Origin of the sequence: Shimia sp. R9_1, assembly GCF_017743775.1 — a bacterium.
Classification (GTDB): domain Bacteria; phylum Pseudomonadota; class Alphaproteobacteria; order Rhodobacterales; family Rhodobacteraceae; genus Shimia.
The window spans coordinates 46,040-62,163 of sequence record NZ_JAGHRN010000001.1; the positions used below are offsets into that span (position 1 = coordinate 46,040).

The 16,124-nt window shown below is 57.5% G+C and carries 16 protein-coding genes; 3 read left to right on the plus strand and 13 right to left on the minus strand.

The window, feature by feature from the left end:
- Positions 1-15 precede the first annotated feature (15 nt).
- A complete protein-coding gene (locus J7399_RS00205) occupies positions 16-747 on the minus strand; it encodes a DUF1223 domain-containing protein (RefSeq protein ID WP_348539411.1) in 732 nt (243 codons plus the stop codon).
- A 140-nt stretch (positions 748-887) separates the two neighbouring features.
- Here J7399_RS00205 and acnA point away from each other — a divergent pair, with 140 nt between their 5' ends.
- Complete coding sequence (acnA, locus tag J7399_RS00210; protein WP_209083479.1) at positions 888-3,575, plus strand: aconitate hydratase AcnA; 2,688 nt, start codon at positions 888-890, stop codon at positions 3,573-3,575.
- Between the two features lie 42 nt (positions 3,576-3,617).
- On the opposite strand, the gene J7399_RS00215 is transcribed toward acnA, so the two are convergent.
- The 11 genes from J7399_RS00215 to yajC form a co-directional block, all read right to left on the minus strand.
- On the minus strand, positions 3,618-4,652 hold the full coding sequence (locus J7399_RS00215; protein WP_209083481.1) for a hypothetical protein: 1,035 nt from the start codon (positions 4,650-4,652) through the stop codon (positions 3,618-3,620).
- Positions 4,653-4,794: 142 nt separating this feature from the next.
- On the minus strand, positions 4,795-5,307 hold the full coding sequence (locus J7399_RS00220) for a DsbE family thiol:disulfide interchange protein (RefSeq protein WP_209078350.1): 513 nt from the start codon (positions 5,305-5,307) through the stop codon (positions 4,795-4,797).
- Between the two features lie 13 nt (positions 5,308-5,320).
- A complete protein-coding gene (gene ccmD, locus J7399_RS00225; RefSeq protein ID WP_209060353.1) occupies positions 5,321-5,479 on the minus strand; it encodes a heme exporter protein CcmD in 159 nt (52 codons plus the stop codon).
- Positions 5,476-6,228 (minus strand): heme ABC transporter permease, encoded by a 753-nt coding sequence (locus J7399_RS00230; protein ID WP_209083483.1) that lies wholly within the window; start codon positions 6,226-6,228, stop codon positions 5,476-5,478. Before J7399_RS00230 ends, ccmD begins: the two co-directional genes overlap by 4 nt.
- 90 nt (positions 6,229-6,318) lie before the next feature.
- Positions 6,319-6,975: a heme exporter protein CcmB gene (gene ccmB, locus J7399_RS00235; RefSeq protein ID WP_209083484.1), complete on the minus strand. Its 657-nt coding sequence runs from the start codon at positions 6,973-6,975 to the stop codon at positions 6,319-6,321.
- Positions 6,972-7,592 (minus strand): heme ABC exporter ATP-binding protein CcmA, encoded by a 621-nt coding sequence (ccmA, locus tag J7399_RS00240; RefSeq protein WP_209083485.1) that lies wholly within the window; start codon positions 7,590-7,592, stop codon positions 6,972-6,974. Before ccmA ends, ccmB begins: the two co-directional genes overlap by 4 nt.
- 174 nt (positions 7,593-7,766) lie before the next feature.
- On the minus strand, positions 7,767-8,120 hold the full coding sequence (locus J7399_RS00245; RefSeq protein WP_209060358.1) for an Mth938-like domain-containing protein: 354 nt from the start codon (positions 8,118-8,120) through the stop codon (positions 7,767-7,769).
- 12 nt (positions 8,121-8,132) lie between these two features.
- Positions 8,133-8,900, minus strand: coding sequence for a TSUP family transporter (locus J7399_RS00250; RefSeq protein ID WP_209083486.1), 768 nt, complete (start codon positions 8,898-8,900; stop codon positions 8,133-8,135).
- On the minus strand, positions 8,893-9,861 hold the full coding sequence (gene secF, locus J7399_RS20870) for a protein translocase subunit SecF (protein WP_209078264.1): 969 nt from the start codon (positions 9,859-9,861) through the stop codon (positions 8,893-8,895). Before secF ends, J7399_RS00250 begins: the two co-directional genes overlap by 8 nt.
- A 3-nt stretch (positions 9,862-9,864) precedes the next feature.
- Positions 9,865-11,526 carry a protein translocase subunit SecD gene (gene secD, locus J7399_RS20875; protein ID WP_247742682.1) on the minus strand — a complete coding sequence of 554 codons (1,662 nt, stop codon included), beginning with the start codon at positions 11,524-11,526 and terminating at the stop codon, positions 9,865-9,867.
- A 42-nt stretch (positions 11,527-11,568) separates the two neighbouring features.
- Positions 11,569-11,853 carry a preprotein translocase subunit YajC gene (yajC, locus tag J7399_RS00260; protein ID WP_209060364.1) on the minus strand — a complete coding sequence of 95 codons (285 nt, stop codon included), beginning with the start codon at positions 11,851-11,853 and terminating at the stop codon, positions 11,569-11,571.
- 210 nt (positions 11,854-12,063) lie between these two features.
- Here yajC and J7399_RS00265 point away from each other — a divergent pair, with 210 nt between their 5' ends.
- Complete coding sequence (locus tag J7399_RS00265) at positions 12,064-13,551, plus strand: pentapeptide repeat-containing protein (protein WP_209083487.1); 1,488 nt, start codon at positions 12,064-12,066, stop codon at positions 13,549-13,551.
- 77 nt (positions 13,552-13,628) lie between these two features.
- Complete coding sequence (gene serS, locus J7399_RS00270) at positions 13,629-14,921, plus strand: serine--tRNA ligase (protein WP_209083489.1); 1,293 nt, start codon at positions 13,629-13,631, stop codon at positions 14,919-14,921.
- 136 nt (positions 14,922-15,057) lie between these two features.
- Here the strand turns inward: serS and J7399_RS00275 are convergent, their stop codons facing one another.
- Positions 15,058-16,041: a fatty acid desaturase gene (locus tag J7399_RS00275; protein ID WP_209083490.1), complete on the minus strand. Its 984-nt coding sequence runs from the start codon at positions 16,039-16,041 to the stop codon at positions 15,058-15,060.
- Positions 16,042-16,124 lie beyond the last annotated feature (83 nt).

Genomic DNA, 16,124 nt, shown 5'->3' on the forward strand with positions numbered 1-16,124 from the left:
CATCCTGAGTGTCTGTTATTTTACGCGCGCGGCGGCTTCGATGGGGCCGCCGTTTTCGCGTTGAATGAGCACCACAACGGGAGCGTCGCCCTCAACATTGACGCGCATCGCCAGATCGCTTTGCCCCGTCCAGCGGCGCACTTGCTCCCAATTGTCGACGATATTGGCGTAGGTCAGGACACGTCCGGCGTTTTCGCCGCGTTTGATGGAGACTTTCTCAGCCGAGCGATACTGGACCACATGCACATTCATAGGTGTGCTCAGGTCTGTTGAAGCAGTGATGCTGATCGCATCCCCATCACGTGTCACATCCAGATCCACCTGAGAAGAGACTGCTTTATGTGCCTCAATCAGCTTTTCCACCTTATTGGGGTGTGCGCCGACAACATGGTCCTGCCCGTTGATGATCATCTGCGGCGTGTAGACCGAGCGATGGCCAGCAGCACGCGCATAGCTGTGCTGGCGCTGGGTGAACGCCGGATTGGCGAACTCGTCTTTCCAGCCGATGTAATCCCAGTAGTCCACATGCAGTGCAAGAGCGATCACATCCTCCCGCGCGGCCAATTGTTCGCGCAAGTAGGCATCAGCAGGCGGACAAGAGGAACACCCCTGCGAAGTGTATAGCTCAACCACAACAGGTTGCTCTCCTGCAGCAACAACGGATGCAAGTGAAAGCCAAAGTGTCGCTATTATGCCTGTTGTCCTGATCATCGTCTCAGTTATCCCCTTCGCATTTCCCAGCAACATTACTACGCCGCGATGGTCTGACTTGCCAATCAAGGTTTCGCGAGAAGCCGGTGAACCTCGCGGCAAGCTTGAATGCCTGTCGCACATGGGCCACAAATTTGCGTAGCGAACCCCTGTGTAATGTTGAAAGGGAGGCCAACATGCCCATCACTGTCGGACAAGACAACGCCAAGGCACGTAAGACGCTTTCGGTAAACGGCAAATCGATTTCATTTTATTCCATCCCCGCCGCTCAGGACGCCGGATTTGGCGATTTCTCCAGATTGCCCGCAGCCCTCAAAGTGGTGCTGGAAAACCTGCTGCGATTTGAGGACGGCGGCTTTTCTGTTTCAACCGATGACATCAAAGCCTTTGGTGAATGGGCAAAAAATGGCGGGCAAAACCCGCGTGAGATTGCGTACCGCCCTGCCCGCGTACTCATGCAGGATTTCACCGGCGTGCCTGCGGTTGTTGACCTTGCCGCGATGCGCGACGGTATCGTTGGCCTCAAAGGCTCTGCCTCCAAAATCAACCCGCTGGTGCCTGTTGATCTGGTGATCGACCACTCCGTGATGATCGACGAATTTGGCAATCCCCGCGCGTTTCAGATGAACGTGGACCGTGAATATGAGCGCAACATGGAGCGCTACACCTTCCTGAAATGGGGACAAACTGCCTTCGACAATTTCCGCGTCGTGCCTCCGGGCACCGGGATTTGTCATCAGGTGAACCTCGAATATCTCGCTCAGACGGTCTGGACCGATATGGACCAGAACGGCGATGAGGTGGCCTATCCGGACACATTGGTTGGCACAGACAGCCATACCACGATGGTCAATGGCGCAGCGGTTCTGGGCTGGGGTGTTGGCGGCATCGAGGCTGAGGCCGCGATGCTTGGTCAGCCGATTTCCATGCTGATCCCGGAGGTCATCGGCTTTGAGCTGACCGGCGAAATGATGGAAGGCACCACCGGCACGGATCTTGTGCTGAAGGTCGTAGAAATGCTGCGCGAGAAAGGCGTGGTCGGCAAATTTGTCGAGTTCTTCGGCGACGGGCTGGACCGTCTGCCCTTGGCGGACCGTGCCACGATTGCCAACATGGCACCGGAATATGGCGCAACCTGCGGCTTCTTCCCAATTGACGGCGAAACCCTGCGCTACCTCACCAACACCGGCCGCGACGAAGACCGCATCGCGCTGGTGGAAGCCTATGCCAAAGAAAACGGCTTCTGGCGCGATGAAAATTATGCGCCGATCTATACCGACACTTTGCATCTGGATATGGGCACGATTGTGCCAGCAATCTCCGGCCCGAAACGGCCGCAGGACTATATCGCGCTGAGCGACGGCAAAACCGCCTTCCGCCGCGAAATGGAGGAGACCTTCAAGCGCCCAATGGGCAAAGAGGTGGCCGTTGCAGGCGAAGGCTACATGATGGAAAGCGGCAAGGTTGTGATTGCTTCCATCACTTCTTGCACCAACACCTCCAACCCCTACGTGATGATCGGCGCAGGGCTTGTGGCGCGCAAGGCCGCCGCTCTAGGACTGAACCGCAAGCCTTGGGTCAAGACCTCGCTTGCGCCCGGATCTCAAGTCGTATCGGCCTATCTGGAAGCCGCCGATCTGCAAAAGGATCTCGACGCGCTTGGCTTCAACCTTGTGGGCTATGGCTGCACCACCTGTATCGGCAACTCCGGCCCGATCCAGAAAGAGATCAGCGACGCCATTGCCGAAGGCGATCTGGTGGCGACCTCAGTGCTGTCTGGCAACCGCAACTTTGAGGGCCGCATCAGCCCGGATGTGCGCGCCAACTACCTTGCCTCCCCGCCCCTTGTGGTGGCCTATGCGATTGCCGGGACGCTCGACATCGACCTGACCTCCGATCCTCTTGGGCAGGACCAGAACGGAAACGACGTCTTCCTCAAAGACATTTGGCCCTCCACACAGGAGATTGCCGACCTAGTGCAACAAACGGTGACCCGCGAGGCATTTCAATCCAAATATGCCGATGTCTTCAAAGGGGATGAGAAATGGCAGGGCGTCGAGGTGCCGCAACAGGAAACCTATGACTGGCCTGCGACGTCCACCTACATCCAAAACCCACCTTACTTCCAAGGCATGGGGCCAGCACCCGGCACCATCAGCAATATTGAAGGCGCAAAAGTTCTGTTGATGCTGGGTGACATGGTCACAACAGACCATATCTCCCCCGCAGGATCCTTTGCGCAGTCCACCCCGGCAGGCACCTATCTGACCGACCGCCAAGTTGCGCCGCGGGATTTCAACTCCTACGGTTCGCGCCGCGGCAACCATGAGATCATGATGCGGGGCACTTTCGCCAACATCCGTATCAAAAACGAGATGCTCGACGGGGTCGAAGGCGGCTACACCAATGGCCCAAACGGTGCGCAAACTTCGGTCTATGAGGCCGCGATGGCCCATCAGGCCAATGGCACACCTCTGGTGGTCTTTGGCGGCGCACAGTACGGTGCCGGATCCTCTCGCGACTGGGCGGCAAAGGGCACGGCCCTGCTAGGTGTGAAGGCGGTCATCGCCGAAAGCTTTGAGCGCATCCACCGCTCAAATCTGGTGGGTATGGGCGTGATCCCTTTTGAATTCACCGGAGGTGACACCCGCAAGACGCTTGGTCTGACCGGCGAAGAGAGCGTGACAATCACCGGATTGGACAGTGTTGAGCCGCTGCAAGAGGTGCTGTGCGACATCACTTATGCGGATGGCACAGAGAAAACCATCACGCTGAAATGCCGGATCGATACCGCACCGGAGATTGAATACATCGAACACGGCGGCGTGCTGCACTATGTGCTGCGCAATCTCGCCAAGGCTTGAAACCAAATGGCTAAGGCCCCACCAACGGGGCCTTAGTCCGTCTCAGTCAAAATCGAAACTGACCGGGAAGTGATCGCTCGCTGAAGTCAGCGCCTCAAAAAGAGATTTGTTTTCAGGCGCCTCACGCTGTTTCTTTGTCCACATCTCATAAGGGTTCCAAATCCTGTAAGCATCCTCACCCGCCGGTTTGATAGATTGGCTGGTCATAATAAGATCAATCATCGCGTTGATCGGATCTTCGGTGATCTGGTCAAAAAACCGCGTGGTGGACGGCTCCCAGCCAAACCGCTTCCATTTTGGCCGCCCGGCGTAGCAGCGCAGAATTTTCTCCGGCTCAAACAGGTCTCCCATGATGATCTCAACAGCAGAGCGGCCAAATTTCGCCTCATGCTCATCCATGCCCGGACCGTCGTTGATATCCCCCATCACCATCACCCGCGCATCATCAACCAACAGCCGGTCAACACGCTCCCGGATGGAGACGGCTTGGGCAAACAGACGCAGGCGGTTCCTGCGCGACGTGCGCTCCAGATGCACCAAATCGACACTGTTGAAGATACCCTTGGATTTGGCATGCACAACAAAAAGATCCATCGGCGCCCCGCCATCCTTGCGCTCTACATGCACCTCCAAGGGCGGGCGATCATGCTTGTGCAGCTCCTGCAACCCATCCTCATCCGCATCATATAAAAACGGCTCATCAAATCTGGGGCTCTTTTTGCTGCCGGCTGTGCCGCTCGGCTTATGTGTCACATCGAGACTGTCCGGATCATAAAGCACCGCAATTTCCTGAGTGCCGGCGTTAAAGCCAAACACACATTTGCGCGCGCGCAGGCCCGCCTGCGCTGCGAAAGCCTCAAGACAGGCCACGGTGGATTTCACGGCATTTGCGCTGCCTGCAGTGTTTGGGGCCTCTGTGATCCCGATCAGATCCGCATCAATCTCTGAAAGCACCTTCCCCACCGCCTCTATCTGCGGCAGCGGATCTTTCTTCTGACGCTTATGATCCAGCTCAGGCACGTTCTGATTGGTAAAGGCGCGGTCAAAATGTTCGATATTATAGGCGGCAAAACGCATCACGCTTACTCCACAAGAAATCACTCAAAACAATCTCTCCTTTGGTAGACCAGATTGATGTGATCTCCAAATGACGCCCCTAGAAAGAACAAAGCCCACACCTGCTGGCATGGGCTTTCTCAAAAGTTTTCAGGCTGAGTGATTACTTCAAACTGTCCAGCGCGGGCCGGAGCCGCTCGTCCAACTCGCGCTGAGTGACCGGCCCTGCAATACGCAGAACTACATTGCCCTGCCCATCAATCAGATAGGTTTCCGGCACGCCATAAACACCCCAGTTGAGCGCCATACGTCCCGCCGTGTCCGCCCCAACCGCCTCATAGGGATCTCCCAATTCATCCAGGAAAGACAAAGCGTTGCCTTGCACGTCTTTATAGTTCGCTCCGAGGATGGTGAGACCTTCGGACTGGAGCTGCTCCAGATTGGGATGTTCCACACGGCAAGGGCCGCACCAGCTGGCCCAGAAGTTCACCAGAGTTGGCTTGCCACTGCGCAGCGCCGCGTCATCCCACATGGGCTTGTCGCCCAGCGGCGTCATTTCCGCAGAGGGCGCCTGCTGGCCCACCAATGCACTTGGCAGCTCATCAGGGTTCTGGCGTTGCATCCCGATCAGGAACAGCGCTGCAAGCCCCGCAAACAGCAGGGGCGGCAAGAACATCAACGGGGAGACTTTACGAGCGCTCATTGCGACGCGCCTCCACCTGATCCAGATCCGCACGGGCTTTGCGGGCCGCACGGATGCTGAGCCACACAAGACCGGCAATCAACAGCAGCGAAACCGCATAAGACGACAGCACCGTGTCAGCGTATTTTCCAAGGTCCGGCATCATGCCAAGCGCTCCCGTGCCAAAAGCGCGCGTGTGCGGCGCTTGTGAATCTCCGTGCGCGTGCGCAGCAGCACCAGCGCAACAAACAGCAAAACAAACCCGGCGATGCACATCAGCAGCGGGTAAAAGAAGACGTTGGAGACTTTCTCCGTGGTGTCCGCCCCCGTAACAGCCTCAACCCGTGCAAACGACGCCCCCTGATGCAAACCCTGGTTCCAGAAGTTCACAGCATACCGGCTGAGCACGGCAAAAACCGATCCTACGATGCACAGGACAGACGTCAGATCTGCGGCGGTGTCAGGATCATCAATCGCCTCCCAAAGGGCGATATAGCCAAGATAAAACAGAAACAGGATAAGGAAGGAGGTCAGACGCGGATCCCAGGCCCACCATGTGCCCCACATCGGCTGTCCCCAGATCGCGCCTGTCAGCAGTGCAATCACCGTCATCACCATGCCAATGGGCGCTGCCGCCTTGGCTGCAAGGGCGCTTACGTGGTGGCGGCGCACCAGCCAGATCAGCGAGGTGACCAGCATCATGAACCAGGCATTGATCGCCATCAGTGCTGAAGGCACATGCAGATAGATGATCTTCACGGTGGAGCCTTGGCGAAAGTCATCCGGCGTAAAGAAAAAGCCCCAGATCAGACCAATCACCAGACAGGCGCCAGCCACGATGGCAACAGGTGCCAGAAACCGCGAAACGGTTTGGCTGAATTTCACCGGATTGGCATATTCCCAGATCGATCCCATGAGGTCGTCCTAACTTTCTGTGCCGTGTTTTGCACCTCACTTCCATGAGAGCATCACAGGTGCTTTGATATGGATTAAATACCCTAAGCGCTATCGCAGATTAACACGCAATACTGCCGCACTGGCAAAAGGCAAAAGCGCGATGACACCAAAGGTGATCCCTGCCAGCATCAACAGCGGTGTGGTCACGGCCTGCCCCTCAGCCCCCCGGCGCGCCAGTTCTGCACCAAAGATCAGGGTTGGCACGTAAAGTGGCAAAATCAAAAGGGAAAGCAGCAGCCCCCCGCGTCTGATCCCCACCGTCAGCGCCGCGCCAAAGGTGCCAATCACACTCAAGGCTGGCGTGCCCAGAGCCAGCGATGTGATCAGCCAGATGTATCCTTGTGGTGGCAGATTCAGCAGCACCCCAAAGAGCGGCGCGGCGACCACGAGCGGGACCCCTGTGGTGAGCCAGTGGGCCAGCGCCTTGACGGAGACCACAGCCTCAAGCGGCAGAGGTGATGTGGCCACCAGATCCAACGTGCCGTCTTCCCAGTCAAGCGCCAGAATACGGTCAAGGGACAGAAGGCAAGCCAGCAGCGCGCCGAGCCATAGAATGCCAGGCGCAATCTTGGTCAGAAGGCCGCTTTCAGGACCAACAGAGAACGGCACAAGTATCACAACAATAAGGAAAAAAGCGATACCAAGGCCAAAGCCGCCACCGGCACGGAAGGCCAGTTTCAGATCCCGCAGGAGAAGTGCTCTCATAAGAAGGCCTCATCGTAGCCTGCAATGGCGCCCTCACGCGCAGTTGCGCGGAAGGGGCCGACATCCAGCACGTCCACGGACAGGCCAAGATCGATGTGTGTCGCCAAAAGCGCGCTGCCACCGCTGGCCAGATGCCGCTCCACCGCTTTGGCAAACAGGGCCACAGAGGCGGTGTCCAGAGACACGGTGGGTTCATCCAAAATCCAGATCGGACGCCCTGTCACCAACAGGCGCGCCAGCCCGAGGCGGCGCTTTTGTCCGGCCGACAGGCTGCCTGCAAGACGGCCTTGCAACTCGACCAAATCAAACCCTTCGATGGCGGCAGAAATGTCAGACTTGCCAAAGACTTCCGCCCAAAACCTGAGGTTTTCCTCAACCGTCAACATGGCCTTTAAACCATCGCTGTGGGCCGCATAGGCAATGCTTTCTTCGGACGCTTCAACGGTGCCTTTGAAGGGGGGCTGCAATCCGGCAACCGTGCGCAAAAGCGTGGTCTTGCCGACGCCATTGGGGCCTTTCAGAATCAGCCCTTTGCCGGGTGTCACCTCAAAGGACAGCCCTTCCAGAACGGCCACGCCACCACGCGCCACGCTGACATCTTTTACGCGCAAAGTCATGACGCTGCATCTAACCGCTTTTCTACGATGGCAAAAGAGTAACCTTTTGACGCAGCCCACATCGCATGTCTGTATCGCGTCGGTATTGCGGCTGTATCGCGGTGGTGTTGTTTTCGGCTCCCGCACTCAACGCAGATGTAAACGCACCGTACGTTGCACGCCCCGCCGCAGCCCTCAGACCGGCATCAGGACGGCCGCAACACGGCGCCCCTCGCTCACCAGAACATTGTAGGTCCGGCAGGCAGAGGGTGACGCCATGGGTTCCACGCCGATGCCTGCCGCTTCCAGCGTCTCGCGAAAGGCGGCTGGAACCGGTGCCATGTCGGGACCTGTACCCATGAGGATGAAATCGATCTCTTCCGCCAGCGCCAACACCACTTGCGCATCCTCATAGCCTGCCCAGCTGCGCGCGCCTTTGGCATGGATCACAGCCCCGCCTTCGATCACCTCTCCGCCGATGCGGAAAAACCCTGGGCCATAGCTGTCTATCGGGATGGCGTCCGCATAGGTCACTTCTGTCATTTGCATGATCTTCTCCTCCTAATGCCCCCCGCCCGCGTTCAAGAATGGCAAACCGGACAGGGCAGCGGCAGCGATAATCAGATAGGCCACAGCCCGGTAAAGTTTCTCATGGCGCGGATCAAAGAGCCAGCCTCCCAAAAGATTGCCAGCCATCGCCGGCAGCGACAGCATGATACCAAGCACAAAGGGTGCGGCTTCAAAGCGGCTCAGGCAGATCAGCACCACCACAAGCAAGATGTCGTAGAAAAACAGATAGGCGTTGGTATTCGCGCGGATCACTGTCGGGCCATGCGGACTGGCCATGTAGAACATGATCACAGGCGGCCCCGGCAGCCCCGCGGCACCGCCCAGCAATCCCCCTGCCCCGCCAATGCCATAGACCATGGGGGCTGTGACCGCGCCGCGATAGCGAAACCCGGTCAGCAAGACGACCAACATGCCGAGCGACAGAAGCGAAACCAGGTAGCGGTACACATCAGGCTCTGTGCGCTCCAAAAGCCAGAGCCCGGCAGGCATAAGCAACACCACGCCGATCATCAGACGCAGAAGATCCCGGCGGTGCCCATTGCGCAGCGCGGCGGGGATGTGAACAGCAGGTGCGAGGATATCCATGCCCGCCAGCGTGATGATCGCCCAGAGGGGCGGCATGACTTGCGCAGCGATGGGAAGGTAAATCAGTGCGGTGCCAAATCCAGCAAACCCGCGCACAATGCCTGCCACAAAGGCGGCAGCGGCGACCCAGGCAAACCCGTCAAGAGCGAGGGCCTGGGTCAGGATGTCATGCATCAATATTGGCGAATTGGTTGCCAGCGGTGTTGTCCGGCTTGGACCAGTCGCGTTTCACGCCCAGCTTCAGAAGCACGGCAGAGGCGATAAAGATCGAGCTGTATGTCCCGACAATCACCCCCCAGATCATCGCAAAGACAAAGCCCCGGATCACGTCACCACCCAGCACAAACAGAGAGATCAGCGCCAGCAACGTGGTGACAGAGGTCATCATGGTCCGGCTCAGGGTCTCGTTGATGGAGATGTTGAGAACCTCTTTCAGCTCCATCTTCTTGTATTTGCGCAGGTTTTCACGAACGCGGTCAAACACCACCACAGTGTCGTTGAGCGAGTAGCCCACAATGGTCAGCAGGGCCGCGATGATAGCGAGGTCAAACTTGATCTGTAGCTCGGAGAAGACCCCGATGGTCAGCACCACATCGTGCACAAGCGCGGCCACAGCGCCCAAGGCAAACTGCCATTCAAAGCGCAGCCAGATGTAGATCAGAACCGCGCCAATCGCCAACAGCACCGCAATCGCCGCTGTTTTGATCAGCTCACCGGAGACCTTGGGGCCAACGGACTCAACCGATACAAACTTGATGTCAGACACCACGGTTTTCAGCTGCGCCTCAACGCGCTCGATCACATCCGCCGTCACCGCCTCTTCGCCTTCCTGGGCCTGAATGCGGATCATGGTGACATGCTGATCTTCGTCAAAGGTCGGGTCAAACACCTCGGTGATGGAGATATCGCCCAGCTCCAGCGGCACCAGCGCCTCGCGGTAGTCACCAACAACCACTTCCTGCGCACTTTCGGTGCGGATGGTTGTGCCACCCCGGAAGTCGATGCCGAAGTTCAGCCCCTGAATGAAGAAGCTCACCAGAGCCGCCACCATCAGTGCGCTGGAAATGCCCAGCCACAGGGTTGGACGCGAGAAGAAATCCCATTTGGTTTCTTGGGGAACCAGTCTCAAACGCATGGCTTATACCTCGATTGTCTTGGGACGGCGGCGCTCAAACCACATCACGATCATCACACGCGTCACAAAGATCGCCGTGAAGACGGAGGTGAGAATGCCAAGTCCCAGCGTGATGGCAAAGCCGCGTACCGGGCCGGAGCCCACGGCAAAGAGGATCACAGCGGTGATGAATGTGGTGATGTTGGCGTCCAGAATGGCCGAAAGCGCCTTTTCATAGCCAAGCTCGATCGCACGGGCCGGACCTTTGGCCGATTTCAGCTCTTCGCGGATACGCTCAAACACCAGCACGTTGGCGTCCACCGCCATACCGATGGTCAGCACGATCCCCGCGATGCCCGGCAGGGTCAGCGTGGCGCCGATCAGGCTCAGCAGGCCAAAGATCAGGCCCACGTTGATAATCAGCGCGATATTGGCAAACAGCCCAAAGGTGCCGTAGCTCAGGAACATAAAGACCAGCACGGCGACAAAGGCGACGATACAGGCGATCCGGCCTGCCTCGATGCTGTCTTGGCCAAGCTCTGGACCGATGGTGCGTTCTTCGAGGAATTCCAGACCAGCCGGCAGAGCGCCTGCGCGCAGCAGCACAGCGAGGTTGGTGCTTTCTTCCACAGTAAAGCGCCCGGTGATGATGCCGGAGCCGCCCGCGATATGGGCCTGAATGACCGGCGCGGAGATCACTTCGTTATCAAGCACAATCGCAAACGGGCTGCCGATATTGTCAGCGGTGTAGTTGCCAAACTTGCGTGCCCCGGTTGGGTTGAAGCGGAAAGAAACAGCGGGGCGGTTGTTCTGGTCAAAGCTTGGCTGTGCATCCACCAGCTCTTCACCGGTCACAACAGGCGCGCTTTCCACGATGTAGTAGACGCCCTCTTCATCCAGTGACGGCAGCACTTCGTTGCCCACACCCGCAGGGGCGTCCGGATCAGAGACGCGGCCCACAACCGGGTTAAATGTCAGCTGTGCTGTGGTGCCAATGATGTCTTTGAGTTCAGAGGCCGAGCCAATGCCGGGCACCTGAATGAGAATACGATCCGCACCCTGGCGCTGAATGGTCGGCTCACGTGTGCCCACCTCGTCAATCCGGCGGCGGATGATTTCCAGCGCCTGCTGCACGGTGCGCTCGTCTGTGGCGAGCTTTTCCGCATCAGAAAGGGTCACAACAATGGTGTCACCATCGGTGCGCACCACAATGTCAGAGGCCCCGGCCCCGGTGATCGACGTCACCGGACGCGACAGGCCGCGCACCAGCGTGGCGGCTTCCTGAATGGCTTCAGGCTTGGAGATCTTCACACGCAGCTCATCCACAGGCGAAGGCTGCAGACGGATGGTGCCGATGGTGGCCCGCTCGCCGCGCAACAGGTCGCGCACCTCGGGCCACATCGCTTTCATGCGGCTTTCATAAACGTCCTGAACCTTCACTTCCGCCAGAAGATGCGCACCACCGCGCAAATCCAAACCAAGGTTCACCAGACGGCTTGGCATGAACGACGGCCACGCCGCGACCGCCTCCTCAAGCTCGTCATTCATCTCGCCGAATTCCATAGCGGCGAGCGCGTCATTATGGGCCTCAACCTTCGGATAAAAGGCATTTGGCGTGGCCAAGAGCAGGCCCACCGCACAGGTGAGCCAGATCAGGACCCGTTTCCAAAGGTCGATTTGCAGCATGTTTGCAGCCCTGTTGGTCGTGTCTTTTATAAGTGCGCGGGTTTATTCGGCTTTGGCCGCTTCGGTCTTCGCCAGCACCTGCGCGATGGTGGATTTCACCACACGGACTTTCACGTTTTCAGCCAGCTCGACTTCAACTTCATTGTCGTCCTTGACCTTGGACACCTTGCCGATCAGGCCACCCTGGGTCACGATCTGATCCCCACGGCGCACCCCAGCCACCATGGCCTGATGCTCTTTAACTTTCTTCTGCTGCGGGCGGATGAGCAGAAAATACATGATCGCGAAGATCAGGATGAGCGGCAGAAACTGGCCGAGTTCTTGCATGTGTCTATGTCCTCTAAATTCAGGCGAGGCGATGCCCCGCAAAGTCGCAGGGAACCTATGTGGGCTTGGCGGCACATGCAAGGCGAGATGATGGGAAATGCGGAGCAGCCAGTCACACGAACCAAATGGCGGTCGAAATGTGGGGCTGGACGGATCGGCAGATGGGGGGCAAAACTTTGAGGACACCTGAAACAATCGGCAGGTCTGAACATGGAAGAAATGACTCTACCAATTTCTGAGCAGATGTTCTGGGGCATTGCTTTTTCGGGTGGTTTCGCCGCTCTGACGCTTCTGATCTTCGCAATTTTATCGCCTCCCGCAAACAGAACGACCTCACCGCTTGAAAAGATAATGCACGGCTTAGGTCTGGAAAAACTCAACCCCGGAGTGTTCCTTCTTCTAGCGACCCTGTGGTTGGGGATTTTCCTTCTGCTCACGTCTGGTCTGTTTGGGCTGATCTGGGATGTAATCTGGCATGAGATTCCCAATCGCAAGAAGCAGACTGAAATATGGGATTGGCGGTTCAAACTGGTGCAGCTTACGGCGTTGACCACAGTCTTGGGAGCCGTGGTGATTTTGCCGGTGACGTTGCAGCGCCTACGTCTGAACAAAGAACAAACCGAAACGGCGACAGCGGGGTTGTTTAATGAAAAGATCGCCGAGGCCGCTGCGGATTTGCATGCTCAACGGCAAATTTCTAAAAAAACAGGCACACGCTCTTGGGAAACTCTGTGGGAAGAAGACATCGTTCGTCGCAACGCTGCAATAGACCGCTTAGAGGGATTGGTGCGCGAAGAACCACGAGAGGCGACAAGGGTCTCACGGCTGTTGAGCGTATATGTTCGAGAACTCTCAAAAATACATACAGCGCCTGAATCACCAGAAACAGATGACATTGACCGCATAAAGGCATGGGTAGGTAGTTTAACGATAGAGCGATCTGACATGGAATTTGCTGTGCAGGTGTTAGGGCGATTGCAATCCATTGAGAATGTACAGACCAAAAATCTAGAAATCGATCTCAGAAAAGCAAATCTTGGGGCGATGGAACTCACACAATTGAACTTTGAAAACGGCATTTTTCGTGATGCTAGTTTACAAGGTGTTGACTTTGGAGGCGCTAATTTACGAGGGATAAATCTCGGAGGTGCCAACTTGCAGGAAGCGATAATGTGGGACACCGACCTCCGAAATGCCTACCTTGGCGGCGCAAAATTGCGGGGTGCAATTCTAAGGGAAGCCAATTTGAAAGAAACATATCTTGAGGGTGCAGACCTTCAGCGGGTGTATCTTGGTCGAGCGGATCTAGAGGGCGCAATTGCGTGGGGTGCTGACTTCAGGGAAGCAACCCTCTGGGATGCGACATTGCTTCGTGCCAACCTAGAAGGCGCGAACTTAATATCGGCTAACCTAAGAGAAGCGCGGCTGACAGGGGCTAATCTCAGCAGCGCAGTAGTCGACGGTACAACGAACCTGATAGATGCCTGTTTCAAAGGCGCCTCTTTCAAATTTGTTGACCTTACAATGGTGCCAAAGATCGAAGAACATCTTAACGACATTTTTGGAGATGGAAGCACCCTGCTTCCGAACGATATAGCGCGACCGCGACACTGGCCAAGAGAAGAATTAGACCTTTCCACCTACCACTCAAAATGGCGCGCCTTTGCCGCGTCAAAAGGCGTCGACATCCCCGACTAACACAACTCTTCCCCTCCCGCCGCCGCTCCGGCATATAGGCGGCACTGTGAATCACATACAATCAAAGGACACATGAGATGCATGACATTAAAGCGATCCGCGAGAACCCGGCCGCTTTTGACGCCGCCCTGACCCGCCGTGGGGATGCGGCCATGTCTTCCTCCGTGCTGGCCCTTGATGAAGAGCGCCGCGCCAAGATTGCTGCCGCTGAAGCAGCCCAAGCCGCCCAGAAAGCCGCCGCCAAAGAGGTTGGTGCCGCCAAAGCCAAAGGGGACGAGGCCGAGTTTGAACGGCTGCGCGCCCTTGTCGGAGAGAAAAAATCCGAAGTCGCGGCGATGCAGAACGAAGCCAAGGAGCTTGACGCCAAGCTGACCGACACGCTGGCGCGCATTGCCAACCTGCCGGCGGATGACGTGCCTGAGGGTGCGGATGAGGACGACAACGTCGAGGTGAACCGCTGGGGCACGCCGCGCGAACTGGATTTTGCACCTGTGGAGCATTTCGACATCAAAGGCGTCGCCGCCGCGATGGATTTTGAAACCGCGGCGAAAATCTCCGGCGCGCGTTTTGTGATGCTCAAAGGCGCGGTGGCCCGCATTCACCGCGCGTTGGCACAGTTCATGATCGACACCCATGTGGATGAAAACGAACTGACCGAGGTGAACTCGCCGGTTCTGGTGCGTGACGAAGCCATGTATGGCACCGATAAACTGCCGAAATTTGGCGAAGACAGCTATCAGACTACCAACGGCTGGTGGCTGGTGCCGACCTCTGAGGTGCCGCTGACCTATTCGGTCGCCGGTGACATTCTGGAAGAAAGCGCCCTTCCGATCCGCATGACCGCCCACACCTTGTGTTTCCGCTCGGAAGCGGGCAGCGCGGGCAAGGACACCTCCGGCATGCTGCGCCAGCACCAGTTCGAAAAGGTGGAGATGGTCTCCATCACCCATCCGGACAAAAGCGAAGACGAGCAAAAGCGCATGCTGCGCTGCGCCGAAGGTCTGCTGGAAAAACTCGGTGTGCCTTATCGCACTGTGGTGCTCTGCACCGGCGACATGGGCTTTGGCGCGCGCCGCACCTACGACATCGAGGCGTGGATTCCGGGTCAGGACACCTTCCGCGAGATCAGCTCTGTCTCCACCACCGGCGCCTTTCAGGCCCGCCGCATGAACGCCCGTTTCCGCCCCGCCGATGGCGGCAAGCCGGAATATGTCCACACACTCAACGGCTCCGGCCTCGCAGTGGGCCGCTGCCTGATCGCGGTTCTGGAAAACGGCCAGCAGGCTGACGGTTCTGTGGTGCTGCCAGAGGTGCTTGCACCCTATCTGGGGGGTAAAACCGTGCTGACCGCAGAAGGCAAACTGGCCTAACGCCTGACCAGACAGACAAAATTAAGCGCGGCCCCGACCCTCCTCGGAGGCCGCGCTTTTTCTTCTCATTCGTCAAATATCCCGGGGTGAATTGCCCGTGAGGGCAAGAGGGGCTGGCCCCTCCCCTACATGCGGCCTACTCGGCCGCCACCGCGCTTTGTGTCGCGCCTTTCTTCGGGAAAGGCACCAGACGCTCCGCCTCTTCGTCCCAAAGCTTCAGCGAAAACGAGCGCAGCGCCTCCGGCCATTTGATCGTTGGCAATCCATATTCATCGCGGATCATCTGATGGCATTTGCGCAGGTTGTAATGCGGGATGCGCGCGTTGAAATGGTGGATGTCGTGATAGGCGATGTTGGCGGAGGCCAGATCCATCCACCAGCCGAGATCGAGCGCCGAAGAACCCTGCAACGCCGCCAGCCGCGGGTCCAGATCCGGGCGGCGGTCCCAATAGGTGTCCTCAAAGTTATGCTGCAGGTAGACCATAAACACGCCCACCATGCCGCCAAAGAGCGCGCTGAGGAACCAGATCAACAGCCCGTTCCATCCGGCCAGCGCGACAATCACGCCCATGTAGATAAAGATTACCAGATTGTGCAGCACCACCGAGCGCCACATGCTTAAGGCGCTTTTGGGCCAGCGGTAGCGGATGAAATAGGTGTAAAGACTGCCCAGCGGGATCAGCACGAAAGGATTGCGGTAAAGCCGGTAGTAGAGCCGTTCCCAGAACCCGGCCACCTCCCACTCGCGCAGGGTCATCGTGTGGATTTCGCCGGTATCGCGGTGGTCCAGATTGCCGAGGTGCGAATGGTGCATATTGTGGTTGTGCCGCATCGCCGCATAGGGCGCGAAGGTCACCACAGACAGCGCCTCCCCGGCCCAGTCATTGTGTTTGCGACTTTTGAACAGCGAGGCATGGCCGGTGTCATGCTGCAACACATAAAGCCGCACCGCTGAGAGTCCGTTCACCACCATCAGCGGCACCAGCAGGTACCACGTGCCCTGGTTGGCAATGGCGAGATACAGGGTGGCAAAATAGAAAACAAAGGTGCCAAAGAAGCTGACCGCGCCGATACGGTCATCCTGTATTGTATAGCCTTTCAAGCGCTCGCGAATGTCCATCGCAAACCCCTCTGTTCAAATAAATTTCCGCCTTGGCCTGAAAAATGGCCTGGGTTTGTATCAAATACGCGACCAATCAGAAA